Origin of the sequence: Asaia sp. SF2.1 (genome assembly GCF_000505765.1) — a bacterium.
GTDB classification, from domain to species: Bacteria; Pseudomonadota; Alphaproteobacteria; order Acetobacterales; family Acetobacteraceae; genus Asaia; species Asaia bogorensis.
In genome coordinates this window covers 55,892-76,062 of record NZ_AYXS01000001.1, presented here as the reverse complement: position 1 = coordinate 76,062, position 20,171 = coordinate 55,892, and the positions used below count along the sequence as shown (strand labels likewise).

The following is a 20,171-nucleotide window of genomic DNA, read 5'->3' as shown; positions in this document are numbered from 1 at the left end:
GTGTCCGTGTTCGATGCCCATATCTCGCGCCGCTTTGAGGTGCAGTCATGAGCGATCTTAAAAGTTTCCTCGGCTTTCAGTGGATCGCCGGAGAGGGAATTCCTCAGTACCAAGACCCTCTCCCCGGCGGCGGCGAGCCCTATTATGCCGTTAGTTCTGTTCAGCTTCGGGCAATGCTTGGAATGATTGAGCTTGCTCTAGAAGCCACGAGCGGAGCCATTCGGTCCACTGACCCATCGTCGTGGCTGGTAGGGTTCCAAGCTGGATTTGAAGCGTCGATGATGCATCATACTGCCAGTCTGGGTCTGACGGACGAGAAATGCCGTGCTCGCCAGGAATTCGAGGGCAAGGGATCGTGTAACAAATATCAATCTGAAACTTCCAATTGTTCAGCATCCCAATCGTCAGCTTTTCAATCTTCAATTCAGTCATCGGGTTCATCCTCTGGTTGTGCAGATGGTGAAAGCGCGGGGGAGCTTCCGACTCCCTCGCGCACTGATGATGCACTCCCGCTGAAGCACGCGGCAAGCGTGACCGTGTTCCCCTCCGAAGAGAAAGGGGAACGCCCATGAGCGCCCCAGCCCCGAAGCCGCCGTTCTCCCTGACCGGCACGGTCTCCGCGCTCGATTTGCAGAGCATCGCCGGTCGCCTCGAACGCAAGGGAGGCAAGAAATGAGCGATACGAAGAACTGCGAGTGCTGCTCGCGCCTTATCGCCCGCGAAATGGACGTGTCCGACCACAACTGGAGCCGTCGCCGTTTTTGCACCGAGAAATGCCGCAAGAAAGACGAGCGCGACCGGCTGAAGGAAGAGAAGAGCAAGGCTCCCAAGAAGCGATATCACAATACGCCTATCTCCGAGGACGAGGCGAAGCAGTTCGCAGACTTGGTAAAGTCCGGCGTTTCTGCCGAAAAGGCGACGAAGCAGGTCGGGCGATCCAGCGCCATGACGATCATGAATCGTGCTGTGGCCTTCGGCTTCATTGAGCGGCCCGAACGTGTTGCGCCTCCGGTTGTCGAGGACAAACCGAAGATCACGCGCATTGACCCATTGCCGCCCGGCGATCCTGCAACCTGGGGCGCGATCATGCCCGACATGAAATGGGAAGCCGCGCTTTCTGACACGCGCCAGATGGGAGCAATCTGACATGAAGGAAGCCCCCGCAAACTGGACGGCTATAGCGGTCACGCTCCCGAAGAGTAACGCTCTCACGCCGATCCCCGGCGCGTTCGCCACGCCTGACGCCGCGATCCTGCGCGACGATGTGGAAACCCGATACGCCACGGAAGGCAAGCGCCGCGTCATGCAGGCCCGCAAGAAAGGAGGCCGATAAGATGGCCGGTTCTTTTTCACAGACGATCATCCTCGGCAATGTCGGCAAAGACCCCGAGATCAGCACGCTGCGAAGTGGCGCAAAGGTTGCCTCGATCTCCGTTGCCACGTCTGAGTCCTGGAAGGACGCACAGACCGGCGAGCGTAAGGAGCGCAGCGAGTGGCACAGGGTAAAAATATGGCATGAACCGACCGTTTCAGTCGTTGAGCGGTTCGTTCGCAAAGGCTCGAAAATCCAAGTCGTCGGACGTAACGAAACGTCCAAATGGCAGGATCAGGAAGGCAAGGACCGATACACGACAGAGGTCGTCGTGCGTGGCGCTTTCTCACTGACGCTGCTCGACAGCAACCGGGACGGCGACGAGGGCCAGAGCAATCGCCCGGGCCCGCAGCGCCAGAATGGGCAGCAATCGCGCCAGTCGGGCGGGTGGGACGCACCATCCGGCGATCTGGACGACGAAATCCCGTTCTGACCCCATCAAATGACGACCACGACCCCCACCGCAGCCGCGAACTGCTCGACCAGACGTTGCCGCGTCTGGACCGTAGCGTGCGGATGCAGCACCGACCAGAGCCGGGCGGCGCGCATGATGTCGAGCGCGATCACGGGCGTATCCAACCGCTGCGTGAACCTTCTCTCATCTGCCTCGACCAGTGGCTTGTCGTGCTCGTGGGTGGTGGTGGTGGTGTCGTCCATGAAAGCCTCAAGAACTGTGGGTCTGCTCCCCAGTGATTGGAGCAATTCATGTCCGTAGTTTCAGAATACTTTTCCGCCGTGGCGGAATTCGATGCGTCTCACGCCACGCCAGAAACCGTGACGGGATATTGCAAGGCAATGATCCGCACCATGAGCGAGCAGGACACACCGTCCGCTCCACTGAAAGAGAAATTCCACCGTCTCGCCCGGTCAACCGGCCTGACGGAAGGACAAGCAAAACGGCTGTTTTACGGCGAGTGGTCGGCAATCCCGGCCCACGTCTTCCTAGCCGTCCAATCTGCCTATCGGCACCACCTCGACCGCGCCAGACGCCGGGCCGAACACCAGGCCGCTCTGTACCGCGATCTATCCGAAAGATGGGACAATGAATGCGCTGGTTCATCCACCGGCAAGCCGCAGAAATCCAGTGGCTTGCCTGCATCCTTCTACAGTCCGCGCTCTGTCTGAAATGGGCCTCGGACCGGCTCAACAGTCTTGCGCTTCGCATGATGGCCTGGGCCGACCGGAACGCCGCCAGGTAAGGCGCAACCGGCTGGAAGAAGCGGACGTGATCGGGATTGTCAGGCTGTGGACTGACAGTTTTCCAAGCGAAGCCGCCGCAGCCCGAGCCGCTGGCATCAAGCGCCAGACGCTCCACCAGCAGCGCAACGCCGACAAGCCCCTGTCAGACAAGGTTCTCAAGGCCGCTGGCCTGCGCCGCGTCGTGACCGTGCATTACGAATTTATCGAGGATCCCCGCCCATGACCAACGCAACCGACATGACAGGCCACAACAGCGACAACGTGGGCGGGATTGCTGCCGATCGTCTCCGCTCAGTCATTGAGCGCGTGGAACGTTTGGAGGCCGAACGGGCCGCGCTGTCGTCCGACATCAAGGATATTTTTTCGGAGAGCAAATCTGCGGGTTTTGACGTGCCGACGATCAAGCAGATCATCAAGATCCGCAAGCAAGACCCGGCGAAGGTGGAGGAAGCGGAAACAATCCTCGACACATATCGTCGCGCGCTGGGGATGTGAGCCATGAAACTCTACCTTCCCAATATGGGCACGATCAAATCGTTCACCGAGCATGATGCCGTTGATATTCGCTGGCATACCGAGTGGGATCATGTGCGCAACGAACCCGGCAAGCTATGGGCTGAAGTTGGCGGCCGAGCGCACTACGAGGAGGATTTTTTCGAGACAGCCGAGGAGGCGAGAAATGAGGCGCTGCGGCGTCGCACCTCCAGGATTGCGTACCTCGAAAGGCGGCTGGCGCAACTTAGAGAGCTTCAAGAGAAGGCGGAGGCGGTGTCATGCTGAACCTATTCCGCACGCCCTACGCCCGCCGCCTGGAGGCCGAGAACCGGCGTCTTTCTTCCGATGCCGCTCGAATGCAATTCCTGCTCTGGGAAGCCAAGACAGAGCCTGCCCGCACGCTGGCCCTGATGGCCGCCAAGGACAAGGAAATTGCCACCCTCAAAGCCGAGAACCGCGCCCTGAAACGGGAGCGGGACCGGGCCGGGAGGTTTGCGCCATGCGAGAAATAACCTTCACGCTGCCCAAGCCCTTCCCGCTGCTCAATCACAGTATCGGGCAGAGCCGCTTTGCGCTTACTGGGATGCGCCGGAAGATGGCCCGGTCTGTCGCTATGGCGTCGGCTGGTCAGCGGCCTCCTGAGCCGTTCAGCAGGGCGCATGTACTGATCGAGCGTTACTCTGTGGGAACGCCGGATAATGACGGCCTGCAAGGCGGGGCGAAGTTTCTGATCGATAGTCTGACGACCCCGCGCCTACTCGACCAGAAAAAGCCGAATGCCCGGCGCGTGGTGAGGAACAAGCGCGGCCTGGGCTTCATCATCGATGACGCCCCGCAGTACGCCGAAATCGAGGTGATCGGCGTCAAGTGCAAGCGCGCCGAACAGCGCACGGTCGTGACCATTCGCGAGGTGGTGGCATGAGCAAACCAGAACCCCTGACGCCCGAATATTGCGACCTGCGCGGATACGAATTCATGCCGCTGTTCGGTCACAAGCTGTTTGCAAGCGAGTTTTACACCGAGGCAAGCGCGGACGAATTTCGCGCCGGGCTGCGTCTTTGGTGGGCAGCATGGAACCAGGTGCCTGCCGGAAGCCTGCCGAACAGTGATCGCGCACTTGCGACATTGGCCGATTTCGGACGCGACATCGAGGCTTGGCAAGATGTGAAAGAGCGGGCTTTACACGGCTTCATCGAGTGCTCAGACGGGCGCCTTTATCACCCCATGATCTGTGCCGAAGCTATTGATTCTTATGAGGAAAGGCTACGCAAAAGCAAGCGCCGGAATGATGACAAGGAGCGCCTGAAACATTGGCGTGAAATGCGCCGCAATCAGGAACGAAACGTGTCTCATGCGGATGACACTGAGGGCAGTGAAACGGAAGTGAAACGCGTTTCAGGCGCATATCAAACGCATATCAGAAACGCCTCCGTACAAAGCGCCGCGCGGCGTGACAGGGACAGGGACAGTAATACCCCTATAGTCCCCACGGGGGACGAACCGACCCTCGAACTCGAAACTGAAGAGACCAACTCAGGAAGCGAGACAGAGGGCCCGGCCAGGGACTTCGAAGCATTCTGGAGCGCCTACCCTCGGAAGGATGGGAAGGCATCCGCTCGGAAAGCCTACGACAGGGCCCGGCGCAAGATCGGGCACGAAGCGATCATGCGGGCCGTCTCAGCGTGGCCCTTTAGCGAGAACGTCCGAAGCGGCCAAGACTTCCGCCCTCACCCGGCCTCCTGGCTCAATGGGGAGCGGTGGAACGACGAGAGCGTAATCCACGCAACGGCCAAGCCGATCGCCTCGCAGTATCCGCCTGAGGTCGAAGCCGCTCACAAGGCGGCAAAGCGCGAATGGGCGCGAACAGGATGCCAGGGCCCGCCACCCATGATCCAGGATTTCGCAGAAGGAGCACGGACATGATCCAGCACATTGCCGAGCCGTTCTTCACGAACCGGCAGCGCATGAACAGCACGTTTGCCGACGCGATCGTGCAAGGCGGCCTGAGCCGCGACGAGATCGAGGACGAGATCGAGGCTACGGCCAAGGCTCTCCGCCTGATCGCTGAGCTTCAGTTCGGGAGGAATGACCGTGAGTGAGTCCATCTTCCTCCCGCCCAAGCGGTCGCTCGACACGTTCGAGGCCGAGTGCTCGCTTGTCGCCGGCGTGCTGCTCAACAGCGGCTCGCTGGAACTGGTCGATGACCTCCTGACGCCGGAAGCTTTCACGTCCGAGGCGTTGGGCGAGATCTACCGGATCGCCCGTGACCGCATTCAGTCTGGCAAGGCCTGCGACTTCATCACGATCCGTGGGGAAGCGGAGACGAACCCGAAAACGGCTGAGTTCTGGAAAGCCTCTGCCTCCAAGCTCGCTACGGCGTTCGTCGGCAAGCCTGTCATGCGCGGTTACGCCCAGGCCATTGCGGACACGGCGCTCCTGCGCTCGCTGAAGGAGGAAGGCGAAAGCCTGATCCTCGACGTGGTGCACTCCGGCGAAAAGACCGGCGCGGTTCTGGTTGAGGAATTGCAAGAGCGGATCGAGCGTCTCGCTCTGACTGGCGACACCGAGCGCCCGATGAAGACCTCGGCAAACGCGATAGACATGCTCCTGGAGGCCACAGAAGCCGCGTGGAAGGCAGGGAACGCCCTTTCGGGTATCGATACCGGGTACGAGGGTCTAAACGGCCTCCTGAGCGGCCTGAAGCCGGGCGGCGTGTACGTCATCGCGGCACGACCGGGCGTGGGTAAGTCGTCCCTGATGCTGGGGATCGCGATGCGGGCCGCCCAACGCAACGGCCGGGGTCTGATCTGGTCCGGCGAAATGTCGGCCGAGGAACTGATGAGCAAGGCAATCGCTGGCAAGGTCGGGATGCCGGTCGATGCGGTCATGACGGGCCACTGGAAATTCGCAGACGGTGAGCGTCGGCCGCTCTCCCGCGAGGACATGGAGCGGATCGTCTCGGCCGGTATGGTTGCCAGAGATATCCCGCTCATGGTCGATGACCGGGAAGGCGCGACCGTTCAGCAGATCCTCACACGGGCCCGACGCATGAAAAGGCAAAAGCAGGGCCTGGCGTTTATCGCACTCGACTACCTGCAACTCATGGAGGCCAGCGCCGCCGTGAAGCGATCGGGTAACCGGACGGCGGAAGTCACCGAGATCAGCCGAGACGTGGCACGCATGGCTCGCGAACTGAATGTCCCTGTCATCGCCCTGTCCCAGCTCAATCGGCAATCCGAGAACCGCGAGGACCGCCGCCCTTCCCTGTCCGATATCCGCGACAGTGGCGCGATCGAGCAGGACGCCCGCTGCGTGATGGCGCTCTATCGCGAGGAAATGGCGCTGCGGCTGCGGATTGGCGAAGATGGCGACGTGAGCCGCAACAACGGCGAGAGCGACGCCGCATACCAGAAACGATCAGGCGAAGTGCTGGATCGACTGCGCCAAGTCACAGGCTTGGCCGAGGTGATCGTGCTCAAGAACCGAGGCGGTAGGACCGGGATTGTCGGGATGCAGTTCGACGGGCCTTCGACGTGGTTCCGAGGTTCGGACGAGCGCCAGAATAGCGCGGCCTGGTGATGGAGAAAACCACGAAAAACCCAGCAAAACCGGGCGATTTCGGTACAAACGGGGCTCGGGATGTGGTAGGATCGGGCATGAGCGAAACGACAGGAATATCCCCGTTCAACCCGGTCGAATGGGGCGCTGCGTCTCAGCCGGAACGAGAGAATTGGCTCAGAGACAACCCCAGCGCGTGGGGTGGAGACCGTCCAGGCACGGCGATGGACGAGTTGCGAAGAAGGATCACAACGGCCCTTGTGCTCCTCACACCGAGGGGCGCGCCATGAGCGAAACGACGAAACGGGCGATCCCCACGGACCTCATGGACCTCGGCACGCTATGGGCCGAACGAGTGGGCGCAACGCACCTGATCGCCAAGCCAGTGCCATATCGTGCCGCTAGAGCCAATTTGCGGGCTGCTGAGGGCGGTGCAGAGGACGAGACGACAAACTCACCGGCGGAAATTGGAGGGGGCTGTACGGGACGGAAAATGGACACATGAGTTAATCAGTCAGCTATTCTTGGCTTCTTTGGCTTTGGGGTGCACACTCGGCCTGGCCATAGTCTAGGGCCGACTTTCTCCGTTCATGTGATTGTTATTTTTCAATGTTATTTTTGGTCGCCATAAGTCTAGCAAGAATAGTGGCGACTGGCGGGCCGCCAATTGAAGCGCAGGCAACAGTTATGCAAATTCCTAGAGGCGTATTGAAGTAACCGGCAACGAGGCTTGCACCCATTCCCAAAACAGCAATATTAAAAGAGTTGCGCTGTGATCTACGCTGTTGTGCACGCTCGTCCAGATCGAGCGCATGCTGATGATTCTGCTCTTGCTCATCGCGTGCCCGACGCCATGCCCGCTCTTCGTCTATGGCCGCGAGCGCGCGGTCTTTTACTTCGGGCATGCCTTGCTCAACATAAGAGCGCAGCATCTCCGCTGAGGTATATGGGCTGACCGATCTTGAGGACGAGGCAACGACCCTGGCTAGGAGGATCTCTTTGTCCCCTCCAATGTTTACTCCTAGCGCCTCCTGCAGAATTTCCAAGTTTTCTGCAGGAATCGAGACAGTCTTTGGTTGATTTTTTTCTTTAGGCAAGGACGGAGATTTGGCCACCGAAAATCTTTCTTTCGCCTTGAATACGATCTTTTAATAGATTTCTTTGGTCACTAGCCAGAGTTTCCTGGAGTGATCCACCATTTTGGATTTTGGTCGAATTGGCTCTTCCTGTAATAGGAATTGGGTCGTAAGCGCGCGACATGCCTATTATGAGGTTTTTCACGCGCGGGGAGACAGCCTGTGAAGACATACGACTACGAGCTAGGCTGCTGGCCTTGACTATCGTGCGCATCATGTTCGTCCTCTCGTTCATACGGCGGGCTAATATACTATCCTGCCTCTTTTGTCATCATATATCGATGTCAAGAACTTTTTTTGCCTTTCCGCGTAAGGCATAATGTCTTGCGAGACACCTTCCCTTCCCCACCTAGTGCGACCTCGCCGACACCCTCGCCAGCCGAGACCCAGACCAGCGCGTGACGGATGACGATCCGGGGTTCTGGGTCTGGCTTTGGTTGCGGGGCTGTACCCCCGGCGATGCAGTGGCGGTTTTGGCGGAGTTCTGACGGGGTTTTCGTTGTACCGGGGGGCTGTTTCTGGTAGGATTTGGGTATGGCCATATCTCCAGAAATCGCAGCAACGATCTCCGAAATGTCCAAGCCCAAAGCGGAGGATCGGCCTTTTGCCGTGCGATCCGCAAAGCCGCTCGGGCCCACTCCCGAGCGCATGGCCAAGCCGGACTATTTCGGCGCTCGTGACAGCCGCAAAAAAGTGCGCGCCCTGCTGTCTCTGCGTGAATCCGGCGAACTGAGTTCCGAGAGTGAAACGGTCGCAGAGCGCTGGATAGACGACTACCAATACGCAAATTTCGGATACGCTGATTTCATGCGCGATCCGATGCCCGATGATTACGTGAAGGGCGATGCCATCACTTTCGGGCTCAACCGGGCGCATGGCGGACACCGTATCGCGCTGATCCGTGACAGTCTCGGGGCTGACACTCACCACTTCCTTGTTCGCCTGCTCATTGCCGAACACTCGTTCAGCGAGATGGCCCGTGACCTTGTGCCCCACATCAAGGGAACGCCGGGTGGCAAGGCGATCCGACAACGCGCCGTCATGCTGCTCAAGCTGCTGCCGTCCATCTATCGCACCGCAGTAGCGGAACAGAAGCGGCTTACAGAGGCGGTGCGCAATTAACGCTGTACCTTGACCAAACTGCGTGCTAATTCTCGCTAGAATTCCAAAATTGCGCGGTTCGTCATGCTCCCTCAGTCGGTTCGATTGGATAGAGGCGACGTGCTGCGTGTGAATGACGCCCGGTTTATTGTGGTTGCCGCCAATGGCGACGACGCCGCCGGGTGCATAATCCTTGCAGATCCTGAGAACCGGCACCGCTCGGACATGCCGCTCCATTGGGCGCAGGCTTCTCGTCTGGGTATCCGAGGCGAGTGCGTCGTGCGATGCGCACCCGAGATGATCAGGATGGCGGACCGGCAAGAGCGCGTTGGAAAAGTGGCGCTCGTTGTTGCCGATCAGGTGGTGTCATTCGTGATGCGTGAAATGCAGATACAAGCGAGAGAAGACGGATGGCGAAGCGGCCGGGAAAGGTAGCTGAAGCAAAAGCCGAGGCACCCGCCCCCCGTGGCAGGCCAAGCGGATATTGCGCTGAGCTTGCACGTGATATCTGCCTTCTGCTCGCCGAAGGGAAATCCCTCCGCCGCATATGCACAGAAGAACGCTTCCCATCGGAGTCCACCGTTCGCGGATGGGTTGTCGATGATCGGGAAGGTTTTTCCGCGCAATACGCACGCGCAAAAGAGATGGGTCTGCACTCCATGGCAGAGGAGACCATTGAGATTGCGGACGATGGGGCCAACGACACCTACACAAAAGAGGATGGGTCGGAGGGCGTGAACTCGGCCGCGGTGCAGCGTTCGCGCCTGCGAGTGGATGCCCGCAAGTGGTTCCTCTCGAAGATGATGCCCAAGGTTTACGGCGACAAGATCACTCAGGAACACACGGGACAATTTACGTTCACCGTCGGTAAGGAAGACATGGATCTGTAATGGCATTCCGCCTCAACCCTGGGCAGGCTGAGGCCAATAAACTCCTTGCCTCTCCCGCCACCCACATCCTGCTTCGCGGCGGGTCGCGTTCTGGCAAGACGTTCGTTCTCATCCGCGCAATGGCAATGCGGGCGATGCGCGTGCCGGGAACTCGGCATGGTGTGTTTAGGCACAGGTTCAACGCGCTCAAACACTCAGTCATCTTCGATACGTTCCCGAAGGTCATGAGCCTTTGTTTCCCGGGCGCGCCTTACAGCCTGAACAAGACAGACTGGTTTGTGACGTTCCCCAACGGCTCCGAGATCCTGTTTCATGGCCTCGATAGCTCGGACAGGACTGAAAAGATCCTCGGTCTGGAATTCGCCACGGTCTATCTGAACGAAGCGAGCCAGATCAGCTACGGCGCGCGCAACATGCTGCTGACGCGTTTGGCACAAAAGTCTGACCTGCGGGTGCGTGAGTATATCGACGCTAACCCGCCAACGACTTCGCATTGGCTTTACGGATTGTTCGAGGAGAAGATCGAACCCAAATCAGGCGAGCCTCTGCGTGACACAGGCGACTATGTCACGATGCAGATCAATCCAGGCTCCAACCGGGAAAATCTATCCGAAGCGTACCTATCGCAGTTGGAGAGCCTTCCCGAAAAAGAGCGCCAGAGGTTTCTCTATGGCAATTATCAGACCGCCATTGAGGGCGCGCTTTGGGTACTGGACCACATCAAACGTGCGCCCATGGTTGCCGACGGCAATCTAGATGCTGTCCGTGATCAGATGTCCCGGATTGTAGTCGCTGTGGATCCTTCGGGATGTGAGGGGCAAGAAGACTATCGTTCGGATGAGATTGGGATTTCAGTGTGTGGCCTTGATCCGGACGGCGTCGGTCATGTCCTGGAAGATCTCAGTGGCCGCTACGGGCCGTCGCAATGGGCCAACGTTGCGATTTCAGCGTACGATCGGTGGCGAGCAGACGTCATTGTAGCTGAACGCAATTTCGGCGGGGCTCTTGTCGAGGCAAATTTACGATCGGTGCGGGATACTGTGCCGGTCAAGGTCGTCACCGCCTCACGTGGGAAAGTGGCGCGAGCGCAGCCTGTTGCCGGCCTTTATGAGCAAGGTCGGGTAGTCCACCATGGACGCCTTCCCGATCTGGAAGAGCAACTGGTCCAGTTCTCGACGGCTGGATACCAAGGCGCGAAATCGCCCGACCGTGCAGACGCTGCAGTCTGGGCGATCACCGAGCTAATGCTTGGCGGCGAAGCGGATTGGACGGCGATCTACGCCCGACTGGCAAACTAAGGATTGAACCATGGCGCGAAATCGCAGCAGAGGCCGAAATCGGCCTGAGCAAGCCCGTGCCAGCACCCTAGATGGGTATGTAAATCCCCGCACCCGCACCGGTCTTGGCCAGGATAACGGCCTCTCCGCCGGGAAGTACGCGTTTCAGTTCATCACGCGCAACCGAGTGCAGCTAGAGGCCGCCTACCGCGGGTCGTGGATCATAGGCAATGCGGTCGATAGCGTTGCTGAAGATATGACCCGCGCGGGTATTGAAGTAACTGGCGGCCTCGAGCCACACGACGTGAGCCGCCTTTATGGCGGCATGTCGCGTCTTGGCGTATGGCAGGCGCTGGCCGATACGATCAAATGGTCCAGGCTGTACGGCGGCGCCTTGGCGGTCATGATGATCAAGGGGCAGGATCCGTCCACGCCCCTGCGCCCGGCAACAGTTCGAAAGGGTGACTTTCTCGGCCTCTACGCGATCGACCGCTGGATCGTCACACCGGACTACGCCGATACGATCGACGATTTCGGGCCTGCTTTAGGGCAGCCGAAATATTATCGCGTCATCCCCGACGCCGATGCGTTTAAAGGTCAGGTCGTCCATCATAGCCGCGTTATCCGGATCGACGGAGTGCGCTTGCCGATGTACCAGCGGCAGTATGAAAACGGCTGGGGGATGTCGATAGTCGAGCGCATCATGGATGTCTTGATGGCATTCGATAGCGCCACACTTGGAGCCGCGCAGCTCGTCTACAAGGCCCACCTTCGCGTCATGAAGGTCAAGGGCTACAAGACTGTAATGGGCAGTCTGGATGAGCGCGCCAAGCGTGGTGTCATGGCGCAGATCGACAACATTCGAGCATTTCAGTCGAACGAAGGCATGTCGGTTATCGACAGCGAGGATGAGTTCCAGGCTCTGACTTACACCTTCTCAGGCCTCAACGATGTTCTGATGCAATTTGCTCAGCAGATAGCCGGCGCCATTCAGATCCCTATGACGCGCCTGCTCGGGCAGTCACCTGCAGGATTCAGCACGGGCGAGAGCGATCTGCGCCAGTACTATGACGGGGTGGCACAGAAGCAAGAAAACCTCCTGCGTCGCGGCGTCCATTCGCTGCTAGAAGTGATGTGCTACTCGGAGCTTGATGAGCCGCCGCCAAAGGATTTCGACTTCAGGTTTGCCTCACTCTGGGGGCTCTCCGACAAGGAAAAGGCCGAGATCATGACCGCACGGACCACGGCAACGGTCGGCGCTTTTGACGCTGGCCTAGTCGACCGTGCGACGGCCTTGTCTGAACTGCGTTCCGGGTCTGAAATTGACGGGATGTGGCACTCGATAACCGAGGAAAGCATTCGAAGCGCGGAAAGTGCTCCGCCGGACCCCGGAGAGGTAGAAGGGCCGCCCTCGCCTGTCGTTGTTCCTGTGGGCGAGGAGAACTTGCAAAACGAGCCGCCCGAAGCTTCCGTTCGATAGGCCCCATGATGCTCATTCGATCATTGACGTTAGATCGGGCGCGGCGACGTGAGCCCTTCGAACCGACCAAAAGCCTGGCGCTCTATTACGAGCGGTCTCTGCGCAAGATCGCCCGCCATATCGGAGAGCTGACGGAGATAGCGGCGCCCGGAGATGGTGCCTCATCTCAATCACTTGTTGACGCTCTTGGGCGATACGAGCGCTTGCTCGCCCCGTGGGCAGAAACGACAGCGCGGCGCATGGTGGAAGCCGCCAACGCGACAAACAGCCGAGAATGGCGGGCGCACGCGTCAATGCTTGGTCGCGAATTGCGACGTGAGATTGAGACGGCCCCTACAGGGGCAACGATGCAGGCACTTCAACGCGAGCAGGTCGATCTAATCACGTCCCTGCCCCGCGAAGCCGCCGAACGCATCCAGAAGCTGACGCGCGAAGGTCTAATCAGCGGGTCTCGCTCGCGATCAATGGTCGAAGAGATCATGAGGTCGGGCGAAGTCGCTGAGAGCCGCGCAATCTGCATTGCGAGGACCGAAACGGCCCGCGCCTCCTCTGTATTGACACAGGCGCGGGCTCAGGCGGCGGGATGCACGCACTTCCGTTGGCGCAGTCATCGAGACACCAGAACGCGCGCAAGCCACAAAGCGATGAACGGCGCGATATGTGAGTATGCAAATCCGCCAGTAGTTGACGGCCAGCCCCTCATGCCGGGCGGCATCTATAACTGTCGGTGCTACCAAGTGCCGATCCTGGATGGAGAGATGTGATGTTCCGTTGGCTGTTCGAGAATGACGAAACAAGAGTGCGGTGCTGCCCATGGACAAGCAAGCCGCTGATAAAGCAATGGACGATGCGCTGCGGCAGCTAAGGATATTAGCTATTCTCAGATCCACTCGTCAGATGGGGATCTGAGCAGCGGCATCAAAGCCCGAAGATACTAAGATCCGGCGCCCGTCTATCGTCAGCTCCCTCGGGCCAGTCATCCTCGGTGATTTTGCCCTTGATGAGCGAGAGCATTGCGGCGGCTTTGGTGTCTCTTGGCGCCGCCTCGATCAGATAGCGCCACCACTGCACGATTAGCCATGCACCGGCATATTCTGGTGACTCCCTCACCATAAGAGCCGGTTCCAGCGCGCCGCAATCGGCGTTCTCGTGCGCGACCATGCGCAGCTCTTCGATCACCCAACCGATATCAATTGGTTCAGGATTTGTGCTTGTGCTCAAACAAATCTCCACATGTGACTTCGCCCCCAAGCGGGGCGCGGATGTCTATACGGTGCAGAGAATAGGCGAAACGCGCGAGCGATTGCCAGATGGTTCTCTGCTATGCCGGGATGTCCCAATCGCCCGCCTTGGTCAGATGACCTACGACCAATCAGAATTGCCCGTCGACCCTGCGAAGGACGGCACGATCACGGTTCACCGTGATGCCGAGACCCTCTTCCACCCCGATACAATCACCTCGTTCGAGGGCGTGCCAATCACGCTCAACCATCCGCCTGGCGTGATGCTCAACCCGGCGAATTACCAATCATTCTCCCGTGGGACGCTTACGCATCTCAGGCGCGGTGAGGGCGAGAAAAAAGACATGCTTGTAGGGGATGCGATCATCCGTGACGAGCGCGCAATTGAAGCGATCGAGAAGCGTGGATGGCGCGAGGTTTCTCCCGGCTACGACGCTGATTACGAGCCCATAGAGGGCGCGCCGGGACACTACAAGCAACGCAACATCATCGGAAACCACCTCGCGCTTGTGATGCGCGGACGTGGTGGCGCGCAGTGCGCCGTCGGTGATCAACTTTCACCACTGTTGGAGGGCCGGATGGCTTTCAAGAAAAAGTCTTGGGGCCACAAGCTCCTGACCGCATTGTCTACTAACGACGCTGACGGCGTTGAGGAAGCGATCCGCGAGGGATCGCAGGAAGAGCCCGAGGGCGGGAGCACCACGACCGATCGGCGCACCCGCGATAATGGTGAGCGTATCGAGCCAACCATCGCCAAGCCTGCGACCGACGCTGATCCGCTGGCCGAAATCAAGGAGCAGATTGCAGCCCTCGCCGCCAAAATCGAGGCGATGGTCAAGCCTGCGACCGATGCTGAGCCGACCGAGCCGACCGAGCAGAGCGCAGCGGACCGTATGGCCGAGAAAATGCGCGCCGAAGGCATGTCCGAGGACAAGATCCGCGAGTGCCTTGCTGTGTGCGGGCTGACGCCGAGCGATATCGCGCGCGCAGATGAATCGGCTGGAGCACGCGCTACGGCTGACGAGGAATCGGCCGCGGTCTCGGAGATTGAGGACGAAGCCGAACGTCTGGACGATACCAATCGTGCTCCGACTGGCGACGCTGCGTTCACGACCGTCTTCCGCGACGCCATTGCGACGGCAGAGGTTTTGAACCCCGGTCAGAAAACACCGACGATGGATGCCAAGGGCACGGCAGTCACCAAGCGCGATGCGATCCACGCGATCCGCTGCCGGGCACTGGATGCCGCAATGGCCGACGCAGACAAGGCCCCAATCGTCAAGCACTTCGTCGGCAAGCGCGGAACAAAGGCGATGACGCACGATGCAGTGTTCAACGCCTTCCGTGCAGCAGGCGATGCGATCCGCCGCGCCAACCACGCACCGCGCTCACAGTTCTCGCCACCGCGCATCGACAATCACGCCGGCGCAGGCGTCACCGCCGCTTCCATCAACCAGCGCAACCGCGAATTCTTCGCGAAGCGCCAGGCATAAGGTCCGATCATGACCGCTTACAAATTCCGCATTGATACCGGTTATGCCGGCACACTGTCGCGCGAACCCGCGCCGGGCGATATCACGCCGGAGTCTCTCGACCCGGCTGCAAACTGGTCGGCATACGGCTTCGGGCTGCCAGTCAAATATAATGGGTCCGGCCAGATCACTCCCCTGACCGGCGGCGAAACTGCATCGCAGATCGCAGGGCTCCTTGTTCGGTCGTATCCCGGAAGGGCCGTCACCAATACCGGGCGCACTGCCTACCCTCAGATCAATGGGGGCGCTCAGGATACTGCCCGCCGCGGGTTCATGAGTGTTGTGCTCAACGGGGCCGGCACTCCGGTGAAGGGTTCGCCAGTCTATGTGCGAGTAGCCAATCCGGGAACTGGCGAGTTCATCGGGGGCTTTGAAGCGACCGTTGATGCGACCGCAGGAAACCAGATCGAGTTGCCGAATGCGCGCTTCGAAGGGCCGGCTGGCTCGGACGGCATCACCGAGATCTCGTTCAATCTCCAGTAAATCGCCCTTACCGCGGCGCCTGAGCGCGCCCATCTTGATATGGAATATCCCTACATGCTGACTTCTTCCGTCAAGGGCGGCGCATCCACGGCGCTTTCCTCTCCGTCCATCGTTCGCGCCCGGACGCTGGACAGTGCCTTTACCTTCGATGCTGCGACCATGGACAGTGTCGGAAACTTCTTTATCGGCGAGCTGGAACGCCTCGATCCCACGCTTCACGAGCCTTTGGCCATGGTCACGTGGGGGCGAGACATCGACCTCCGCGAGGACGTAAGCGTATCCGATGATCTGTCGTCGTTCACGCGCTCCTCGTTCGGAAGCGTTGGCGGCATCAACCCTGCGGGGAAGAACTGGATTGGCGCCGAAAGCACGGCGATCCCCGCCGCACAGGTTGATATCGACAAGATCGCGCAGCCGCTGCGTGAATGGGGCTCAACGCTTCAGTACACCTACCGAGAGCTCGAGAAGGCGATGCGACTAGGGCGGCCCATTGATGCTCAGAAGCTGGCTGCGATCAATCTGAAGCACCAGATGGACATCGATGAGATGGTTTACATCGGTGAGCCGTCTTTCCAGGGTGCCTACGGCATGCTGAACAACCCAGCGGCGGTGTCGTCGCAGGTTGCGGACACCGGCGCAAATGGCGGCACATCTTTTGCGAGCAAGATCGACACGCCGGCGCAAATTCAAGCCGATGTGCTGGCGCTTCAGTCCGACGTCTGGGCGACGTCCGGGTGGAAGTACGTCCCCTCCCATATTCTGATGCCCCCGGCTCAGTTCTCGCTTCTCAACCAAACGGTTTCGAGTGCAGGCACGCAGTCGATCCTCGAATATCTGCGGGTCAACAACCCATACACCCAGAGCACTGGAGAGCGTCTATCGATCCTGCCTTGCAAATGGTGCATCGGTCGCGGTACGGGCGGAGCAGACATGATGTTCGCCTACACGAAGGATCTGAACCTCATTCGCTATCCTTTGGTGCCGCTGCAGAAGACTCCAATCACCTATCAGGACATGTGGCTTCGTACGACGTACTGGTCTCTTCTGGGCCAGGTCGAGTTCGTCTACGCCGAGACGACCGGCAGTCGATACGGCATCTGAGAGGTGCCTCTCTTTATCGTCCAGCACCCGTTCTTCCTCAAAAGAGAAGACGGGCGCGAGCATCATGTCCATCCGCCAATGTGGCTGGATTTGAGCGAGAGCGAGGCGGAGCATCCGAGCGTGCGGGAAAGGTGCGTCTTCGCCGGACCGCGTTCTTGCACGTCGGAAAGCCAGTCGAACGGCTGTGCGGCCAGTCTTGCAGTCCCAAGCGCTGTCGAAGGAAAAGTCGATGCAGACACAGCCGAACCTGGGCTTGAACAGCAGCCAAGACGTCGTGGCGGGCGTCACAAACAGCGGCATGACCGCCTCGGATTTTCTCACCCTCTTTCCTGAATTCAGCGATGCTACACGCTTCCCGATGCCGACTGTTTCCCTTTGGCTGCAAATGGGAAGGTCTTTCGTTGACGAGACGCGATGGGGAGCAAGCACCAATCTCGGAATTGGTCTGTTCGTGGCTCATCAACTGACTGTGGGCGCTCAGACTGCTGCTGCGGTTCAAGGCGGCGCGACACCAGGTGTGGGCGTCATCTCGTCCAAGAGTGTCGGGCCCCTGTCGAAGTCCTACGATACGTCGATCGGCGGTTATGACGACGCCGGGTTCTGGAATACGACATCCTATGGACGCCAATACTGGGCCTTCGTCAGCCTATTCGGGGCGGGAGGGACGCAGCTGTGAAAACAGGGGTGACTATCAAAGCCAATCGCCTGCCCGAGATGCGAAAGGCTGTGACTGCGCTGACATCGAAACGCGTTCTCGTCGGCATCCCGGAAGAAAACGCCGAGAGAAATGAGGGCGGAGACGCAAGCAACGCGCTGATCGGATACGTGCTCGAAACCGGCGATCCCAGCCGCAATCTTCCCGCACGTCCATTCCTCGTGCCTGGCGTGGCAGAGGTCGAACAGCAGTCGATTGATCGACTGCGCAAAGCGGGAGAAGCCGCGCTTCGCGGGGATGCTGCTGCCGTCGAAACGGCTCTGGCTGCTATCGGATTGAGCGCTGAAGCGGCGGTGAAGGACAAGATGGATGTGGGTCCCTTCGTTCCCCTTTCTGACGCCACACTCCAAGCCCGCATCAGAGCAAAGAAGGCGGGAGACGCCGGCGCCGCCCAAGAGCTCCAAAACAGGCGTGCGGGGATGGCCCCCTCAACGGAGCTAGCGCAGCCGCTTATCGATACAGGCGACCTGCAAGCCCACGTCACTTACGTAATCCGTGACATAAGGACGCGCCGATAATGCCGATGTTGGACGTCTCAGACCTGCTCGATGATCCGGACTTCTGTCAGACGATTGTCGTGACCCGCATGCAGGATGGTACGGACGGTCGCGGAGAGGCGACAGTCGAGAAAACGACTTTCGAGTTTCACGGCGTCGTTGTGCCGATCACGTCTCAGGAGCTTCTGCGCCTACCTGATGCAGAACGGCTCTCCGGTGGTATTTCACTATATTCGCGCTTCAATCTTCTCGCTGGAGATGGGGCGCTCTCGGCAGACGAGATCATCGCCAACAACAAGACCTACACAGTCGTCTCGGTCGATGATTGGGGCGCTTTCGGTGCAGGGTTCTCTGTTGCGCGCTGCGCCCTCTTGGCGCTTCAGAACGAGGACTGATCTATGACCAGCGCGACCGGAGCCGTTCTTCCTTCTGCAGCCGAGAATATCGATCAGGATGCGGCGCTCGATCTCCTGCTCGGCGATTTTGTCGCGGCGATTACCGGGTTGCCACGAGACTATGTGCGCAGGCGTTGGCAACCGCGCCCGCCCAAACAGCTCCCCCCAGATACCGACTGGTGTGCGCTCGGGGTCGTGAGCCAGTCTCATGACGTAAATGCCTATCAGACGATCAACCAGGACGGCAGCATTGATGTCGGCAGGCATGAGACATTCGAACTGCTCGCCTCATTCTATGGGCCGAACGGGGCGGGCTTTGCGTCTCGCCTGCGCGACGGACTGACGCTTGGCGTCAACCGAGGCGTTCTGCAGGCCAACGGCATGGCCATGCTGGACATCGGCCGCATCGATCGAGTGCCGTCACTTGTCAATCAGCAATGGTTGCCTCGAACAGACATACGCTTGCGGATCAGGCGCCATGCCGTCCGCACCTATCCGCTGCAGAGCGTTCTTTCCTCCGAAGGGACATTCCAGACGGAAACAACTACCGACACCTTCAACACGGAGAATGCTGCGTCATGAGCGCCGGATTGCCAGTATCAGACATCGTCAGCGTGACCGTCACGCTATCGCCGACAGCCGCCGGAACGCGCAATTTCGGCGCACTCCTTGTGATTGGCTCCTCTGGCGTACTAGGCGCCACTGAAAACTTGCGCGCCTACACGTCCCTCGCCGCTCTTGCGGAGGATTTCGGCACGACAGCGCCAGAATATCTGGCGGGAGACATGTTCTTTTCGCAGTCGCCCCAGCCCTCGACGCTCTATGTAGGCGAAGAGCGTCAGGGAGAAGCGCTCACCGATACGATCGCTCGCCTCGCAAGCGCTTCTGGAGACTGGTATGGCTGCGTGATCGCCCTCGCTGCTGCTCCTGCCGATAGCGCAGTCGTCTCGGCTGCCCAGATGATCGAGGGGCTTTCACCTTCGCGCGCGCTATTCGTGACGACGCAAGAGGCGGGCGCGATGGACCCCACATCGACCACCGACCTCGCGTATCTGCTCAAGCAGGCCAATCTATCGCGTACGGCTTGTCAGTACTCAAGCAGCAGTCCCTATGCAGCGGCGTCCCTCTTCGGTCGCAATGCCACAGTGGACTATGCGGCAAACAACTCGGTCATTACGCTCAAATTCAAGAGCGAGCCCGGGGTCGCCGCTGAGACGCTGAGCCAGACGCAAGCGAACGCCTTGGATGCGAAGAACTGCAATTACTTCGTCAACTATCAGAATGGCACCGCGATCATCCAGCAGGGCGTCATGTCGAATGGGACGTTCATCGACGTTCGCATCGGTGCAGACGCTTACCAGAACTCCCTCCAGACGGCAGGCTTCAACAGGCTCTACGCTGCGACCAAGATACCGCAGACAGACGCAGGCATGACGACGCTCAAGGCTGACTACGACAGCGTCTCGCAAGCCTATGTCGCCAACGGATTCTTCGCGCCAGGCGTATGGGAGGGGCCGCCGATCGGGGCGATCAATACGGGCGATACGCTTACAGACGGCTATTACATCTACAAGCCCCCTATCGCCTCCCAGAGCGCGGCTGATCGGGCCGCTCGCAAGGCCGTGACGATGCAGATTGCCTGTAAACTGGCGGGCGCGGTCCATTCTTCGAACGTGCTCGTCAACATCGTCAATTGAG

General features: G+C 59.5%; 29 protein-coding genes. 25 read left to right on the top strand and 4 right to left on the bottom strand.

Translation table 11 applies throughout. The features are described from left to right. Positions 1-150 precede the first annotated feature (150 nt). Complete coding sequence (locus P792_RS21050) at positions 151-432, bottom strand: hypothetical protein (protein WP_023977217.1); 282 nt, start codon at positions 430-432, stop codon at positions 151-153. Between the two features lie 240 nt (positions 433-672). Here P792_RS21050 and P792_RS21045 point away from each other — a divergent pair, with 240 nt between their 5' ends. Genes P792_RS21045 through ssb form a run of 3 tightly spaced genes read left to right on the top strand, consistent with a single transcriptional unit; the run spans position 673 to position 1,805 of the window. Further along, on the top strand, positions 673-1,146 hold the full coding sequence (locus P792_RS21045; RefSeq protein WP_023977215.1) for a hypothetical protein: 474 nt from the start codon (positions 673-675) through the stop codon (positions 1,144-1,146). Position 1,147: 1 nt separating this feature from the next. Next, complete coding sequence (locus P792_RS21040) at positions 1,148-1,333, top strand: hypothetical protein (RefSeq protein WP_023977214.1); 186 nt, start codon at positions 1,148-1,150, stop codon at positions 1,331-1,333. 1 nt (position 1,334) lies between these two features. Continuing rightward, on the top strand, positions 1,335-1,805 hold the full coding sequence (gene ssb, locus P792_RS21035; protein ID WP_023977213.1) for a single-stranded DNA-binding protein: 471 nt from the start codon (positions 1,335-1,337) through the stop codon (positions 1,803-1,805). 5 nt (positions 1,806-1,810) lie between these two features. On the opposite strand, the gene P792_RS21030 is transcribed toward ssb, so the two are convergent. Then, a complete protein-coding gene (locus P792_RS21030; RefSeq protein ID WP_152530096.1) occupies positions 1,811-2,029 on the bottom strand; it encodes a hypothetical protein in 219 nt (72 codons plus the stop codon). Positions 2,030-2,077: 48 nt separating this feature from the next. Between P792_RS21030 and P792_RS36865 the strand changes: the two genes are divergently transcribed. The 9 genes from P792_RS36865 to P792_RS35680 all read left to right on the top strand — a co-directional run bounded on the left by P792_RS36865 (position 2,078) and on the right by P792_RS35680 (position 6,646). Next, a complete protein-coding gene (locus P792_RS36865; protein WP_152530095.1) occupies positions 2,078-2,497 on the top strand; it encodes a hypothetical protein in 420 nt (139 codons plus the stop codon). A gap of 100 nt (positions 2,498-2,597) precedes the next feature. Beyond that, positions 2,598-2,795, top strand: a complete 198-nt coding sequence (locus P792_RS21025; RefSeq protein ID WP_023977210.1) for a hypothetical protein — start codon at positions 2,598-2,600, stop codon at positions 2,793-2,795. Next, positions 2,792-3,067, top strand: a complete 276-nt coding sequence (locus P792_RS21020; RefSeq protein ID WP_023977209.1) for a DUF2312 domain-containing protein — start codon at positions 2,792-2,794, stop codon at positions 3,065-3,067. Before P792_RS21025 ends, P792_RS21020 begins: the two co-directional genes overlap by 4 nt. Positions 3,068-3,070: 3 nt before the next feature. After that, positions 3,071-3,352: a hypothetical protein gene (locus P792_RS21015; protein WP_035444089.1), complete on the top strand. Its 282-nt coding sequence runs from the start codon at positions 3,071-3,073 to the stop codon at positions 3,350-3,352. Further along, positions 3,346-3,579 carry a hypothetical protein gene (locus P792_RS21010; protein WP_023977207.1) on the top strand — a complete coding sequence of 78 codons (234 nt, stop codon included), beginning with the start codon at positions 3,346-3,348 and terminating at the stop codon, positions 3,577-3,579. Before P792_RS21015 ends, P792_RS21010 begins: the two co-directional genes overlap by 7 nt. After that, positions 3,567-3,989, top strand: coding sequence for a hypothetical protein (locus tag P792_RS21005; protein ID WP_031239835.1), 423 nt, complete (start codon positions 3,567-3,569; stop codon positions 3,987-3,989). Before P792_RS21010 ends, P792_RS21005 begins: the two co-directional genes overlap by 13 nt. A gap of 53 nt (positions 3,990-4,042) precedes the next feature. Then, the gene (locus P792_RS35685; protein ID WP_023977205.1) at positions 4,043-4,990 is read left to right on the top strand and encodes a DUF1376 domain-containing protein; all 948 of its coding nucleotides are present in this window, start codon (positions 4,043-4,045) and stop codon (positions 4,988-4,990) included. Then, complete coding sequence (locus P792_RS21000) at positions 4,987-5,166, top strand: hypothetical protein (protein ID WP_023977204.1); 180 nt, start codon at positions 4,987-4,989, stop codon at positions 5,164-5,166. Before P792_RS35685 ends, P792_RS21000 begins: the two co-directional genes overlap by 4 nt. Further along, on the top strand, positions 5,159-6,646 hold the full coding sequence (locus P792_RS35680) for a DnaB-like helicase C-terminal domain-containing protein (protein WP_161630789.1): 1,488 nt from the start codon (positions 5,159-5,161) through the stop codon (positions 6,644-6,646). The genes P792_RS21000 and P792_RS35680 overlap by 8 nt, the downstream gene beginning before the upstream one ends. A 578-nt stretch (positions 6,647-7,224) precedes the next feature. Here the strand turns inward: P792_RS35680 and P792_RS36855 are convergent. Continuing rightward, the gene (locus P792_RS36855; protein WP_152530093.1) at positions 7,225-7,740 is read right to left on the bottom strand and encodes a hypothetical protein; all 516 of its coding nucleotides are present in this window, start codon (positions 7,738-7,740) and stop codon (positions 7,225-7,227) included. Positions 7,741-8,295: 555 nt separating this feature from the next. Here P792_RS36855 and P792_RS20985 point away from each other — a divergent pair. From P792_RS20985 to P792_RS20960, 5 genes are all read left to right on the top strand, one after another. Next, complete coding sequence (locus P792_RS20985; protein ID WP_023977200.1) at positions 8,296-8,883, top strand: hypothetical protein; 588 nt, start codon at positions 8,296-8,298, stop codon at positions 8,881-8,883. Between the two features lie 389 nt (positions 8,884-9,272). Further along, a complete protein-coding gene (locus P792_RS36345) occupies positions 9,273-9,752 on the top strand; it encodes a hypothetical protein (protein WP_023977198.1) in 480 nt (159 codons plus the stop codon). Next, positions 9,752-11,050, top strand: coding sequence for a phage terminase large subunit (locus tag P792_RS20970; RefSeq protein WP_023977197.1), 1,299 nt, complete (start codon positions 9,752-9,754; stop codon positions 11,048-11,050). Before P792_RS36345 ends, P792_RS20970 begins: the two co-directional genes overlap by 1 nt. 10 nt (positions 11,051-11,060) lie before the next feature. After that, positions 11,061-12,509, top strand: coding sequence for a DUF1073 domain-containing protein (locus P792_RS20965; RefSeq protein WP_023977196.1), 1,449 nt, complete (start codon positions 11,061-11,063; stop codon positions 12,507-12,509). Between the two features lie 5 nt (positions 12,510-12,514). Next, positions 12,515-13,273, top strand: coding sequence for a minor capsid protein (locus P792_RS20960; RefSeq protein WP_023977195.1), 759 nt, complete (start codon positions 12,515-12,517; stop codon positions 13,271-13,273). A gap of 154 nt (positions 13,274-13,427) precedes the next feature. Here P792_RS20960 and P792_RS20955 read toward each other — a convergent pair whose 3' ends face one another. Further along, a complete protein-coding gene (locus P792_RS20955) occupies positions 13,428-13,730 on the bottom strand; it encodes a hypothetical protein (RefSeq protein WP_161630788.1) in 303 nt (100 codons plus the stop codon). Here P792_RS20955 and P792_RS35670 point away from each other — a divergent pair. From P792_RS35670 to P792_RS20920, 8 genes are all read left to right on the top strand, one after another. Next, positions 13,669-15,243, top strand: a complete 1,575-nt coding sequence (locus P792_RS35670) for a DUF2213 domain-containing protein (protein WP_081866791.1) — start codon at positions 13,669-13,671, stop codon at positions 15,241-15,243. The genes P792_RS20955 and P792_RS35670 overlap by 62 nt on opposite strands. 9 nt (positions 15,244-15,252) lie before the next feature. Then, positions 15,253-15,765 carry a hypothetical protein gene (locus tag P792_RS20950; protein ID WP_023977191.1) on the top strand — a complete coding sequence of 171 codons (513 nt, stop codon included), beginning with the start codon at positions 15,253-15,255 and terminating at the stop codon, positions 15,763-15,765. Positions 15,766-15,819: 54 nt separating this feature from the next. Beyond that, on the top strand, positions 15,820-16,866 hold the full coding sequence (locus tag P792_RS20945) for a DUF2184 domain-containing protein (RefSeq protein ID WP_023977190.1): 1,047 nt from the start codon (positions 15,820-15,822) through the stop codon (positions 16,864-16,866). Between the two features lie 196 nt (positions 16,867-17,062). Beyond that, positions 17,063-17,542 (top strand): DUF4054 domain-containing protein, encoded by a 480-nt coding sequence (locus P792_RS20940; protein ID WP_161630787.1) that lies wholly within the window; start codon positions 17,063-17,065, stop codon positions 17,540-17,542. Between the two features lie 8 nt (positions 17,543-17,550). Then, positions 17,551-18,099, top strand: coding sequence for a hypothetical protein (locus tag P792_RS20935; protein WP_035439227.1), 549 nt, complete (start codon positions 17,551-17,553; stop codon positions 18,097-18,099). A 5-nt stretch (positions 18,100-18,104) separates the two neighbouring features. Further along, a complete protein-coding gene (locus P792_RS20930) occupies positions 18,105-18,473 on the top strand; it encodes a hypothetical protein (protein WP_152530092.1) in 369 nt (122 codons plus the stop codon). A gap of 3 nt (positions 18,474-18,476) precedes the next feature. Further along, positions 18,477-19,055, top strand: a complete 579-nt coding sequence (locus P792_RS20925; protein ID WP_023977186.1) for an LIC_12616 family protein — start codon at positions 18,477-18,479, stop codon at positions 19,053-19,055. Further along, the gene (locus P792_RS20920) at positions 19,052-20,170 is read left to right on the top strand and encodes a DUF3383 family protein (RefSeq protein WP_023977185.1); all 1,119 of its coding nucleotides are present in this window, start codon (positions 19,052-19,054) and stop codon (positions 20,168-20,170) included. The genes P792_RS20925 and P792_RS20920 overlap by 4 nt, the downstream gene beginning before the upstream one ends. The last annotated feature ends 1 nt before the right edge of the window (position 20,171 follow it).

Bases quoted from the DNA above. Each gene is read 5' to 3' on its own strand.
- P792_RS21050 (WP_023977217.1), bottom strand. From the start codon at position 432: ATGACTGAATTGAAGATTGAAAAGCTGACGATTGGGATGCTGAACAAT.
- P792_RS21045 (WP_023977215.1), top strand. From the start codon at position 673: ATGAGCGATACGAAGAACTGCGAGTGCTGCTCGCGCCTTATCGCCCGC.
- P792_RS21040 (WP_023977214.1), top strand. From the start codon at position 1,148: ATGAAGGAAGCCCCCGCAAACTGGACGGCTATAGCGGTCACGCTCCCG.
- ssb (WP_023977213.1), top strand. From the start codon at position 1,335: ATGGCCGGTTCTTTTTCACAGACGATCATCCTCGGCAATGTCGGCAAA.
- P792_RS21030 (WP_152530096.1), bottom strand. From the start codon at position 2,029: ATGGACGACACCACCACCACCACCCACGAGCACGACAAGCCACTGGTC.
- P792_RS36865 (WP_152530095.1), top strand. From the start codon at position 2,078: ATGTCCGTAGTTTCAGAATACTTTTCCGCCGTGGCGGAATTCGATGCG.
- P792_RS21020 (WP_023977209.1), top strand. From the start codon at position 2,792: ATGACCAACGCAACCGACATGACAGGCCACAACAGCGACAACGTGGGC.
- P792_RS21015 (WP_035444089.1), top strand. From the start codon at position 3,071: ATGAAACTCTACCTTCCCAATATGGGCACGATCAAATCGTTCACCGAG.
- P792_RS21010 (WP_023977207.1), top strand. From the start codon at position 3,346: ATGCTGAACCTATTCCGCACGCCCTACGCCCGCCGCCTGGAGGCCGAG.
- P792_RS21005 (WP_031239835.1), top strand. From the start codon at position 3,567: ATGCGAGAAATAACCTTCACGCTGCCCAAGCCCTTCCCGCTGCTCAAT.
- P792_RS35685 (WP_023977205.1), top strand. From the start codon at position 4,043: ATGCCGCTGTTCGGTCACAAGCTGTTTGCAAGCGAGTTTTACACCGAG.
- P792_RS21000 (WP_023977204.1), top strand. From the start codon at position 4,987: ATGATCCAGCACATTGCCGAGCCGTTCTTCACGAACCGGCAGCGCATG.
- P792_RS20985 (WP_023977200.1), top strand. From the start codon at position 8,296: ATGGCCATATCTCCAGAAATCGCAGCAACGATCTCCGAAATGTCCAAG.
- P792_RS36345 (WP_023977198.1), top strand. From the start codon at position 9,273: ATGGCGAAGCGGCCGGGAAAGGTAGCTGAAGCAAAAGCCGAGGCACCC.
- P792_RS20970 (WP_023977197.1), top strand. From the start codon at position 9,752: ATGGCATTCCGCCTCAACCCTGGGCAGGCTGAGGCCAATAAACTCCTT.
- P792_RS20965 (WP_023977196.1), top strand. From the start codon at position 11,061: ATGGCGCGAAATCGCAGCAGAGGCCGAAATCGGCCTGAGCAAGCCCGT.
- P792_RS20960 (WP_023977195.1), top strand. From the start codon at position 12,515: ATGATGCTCATTCGATCATTGACGTTAGATCGGGCGCGGCGACGTGAG.
- P792_RS35670 (WP_081866791.1), top strand. From the start codon at position 13,669: ATGCGCAGCTCTTCGATCACCCAACCGATATCAATTGGTTCAGGATTT.
- P792_RS20950 (WP_023977191.1), top strand. From the start codon at position 15,253: ATGACCGCTTACAAATTCCGCATTGATACCGGTTATGCCGGCACACTG.
- P792_RS20945 (WP_023977190.1), top strand. From the start codon at position 15,820: ATGCTGACTTCTTCCGTCAAGGGCGGCGCATCCACGGCGCTTTCCTCT.
- P792_RS20930 (WP_152530092.1), top strand. From the start codon at position 18,105: ATGTTGGACGTCTCAGACCTGCTCGATGATCCGGACTTCTGTCAGACG.
- P792_RS20925 (WP_023977186.1), top strand. From the start codon at position 18,477: ATGACCAGCGCGACCGGAGCCGTTCTTCCTTCTGCAGCCGAGAATATC.
- P792_RS20920 (WP_023977185.1), top strand. From the start codon at position 19,052: ATGAGCGCCGGATTGCCAGTATCAGACATCGTCAGCGTGACCGTCACG.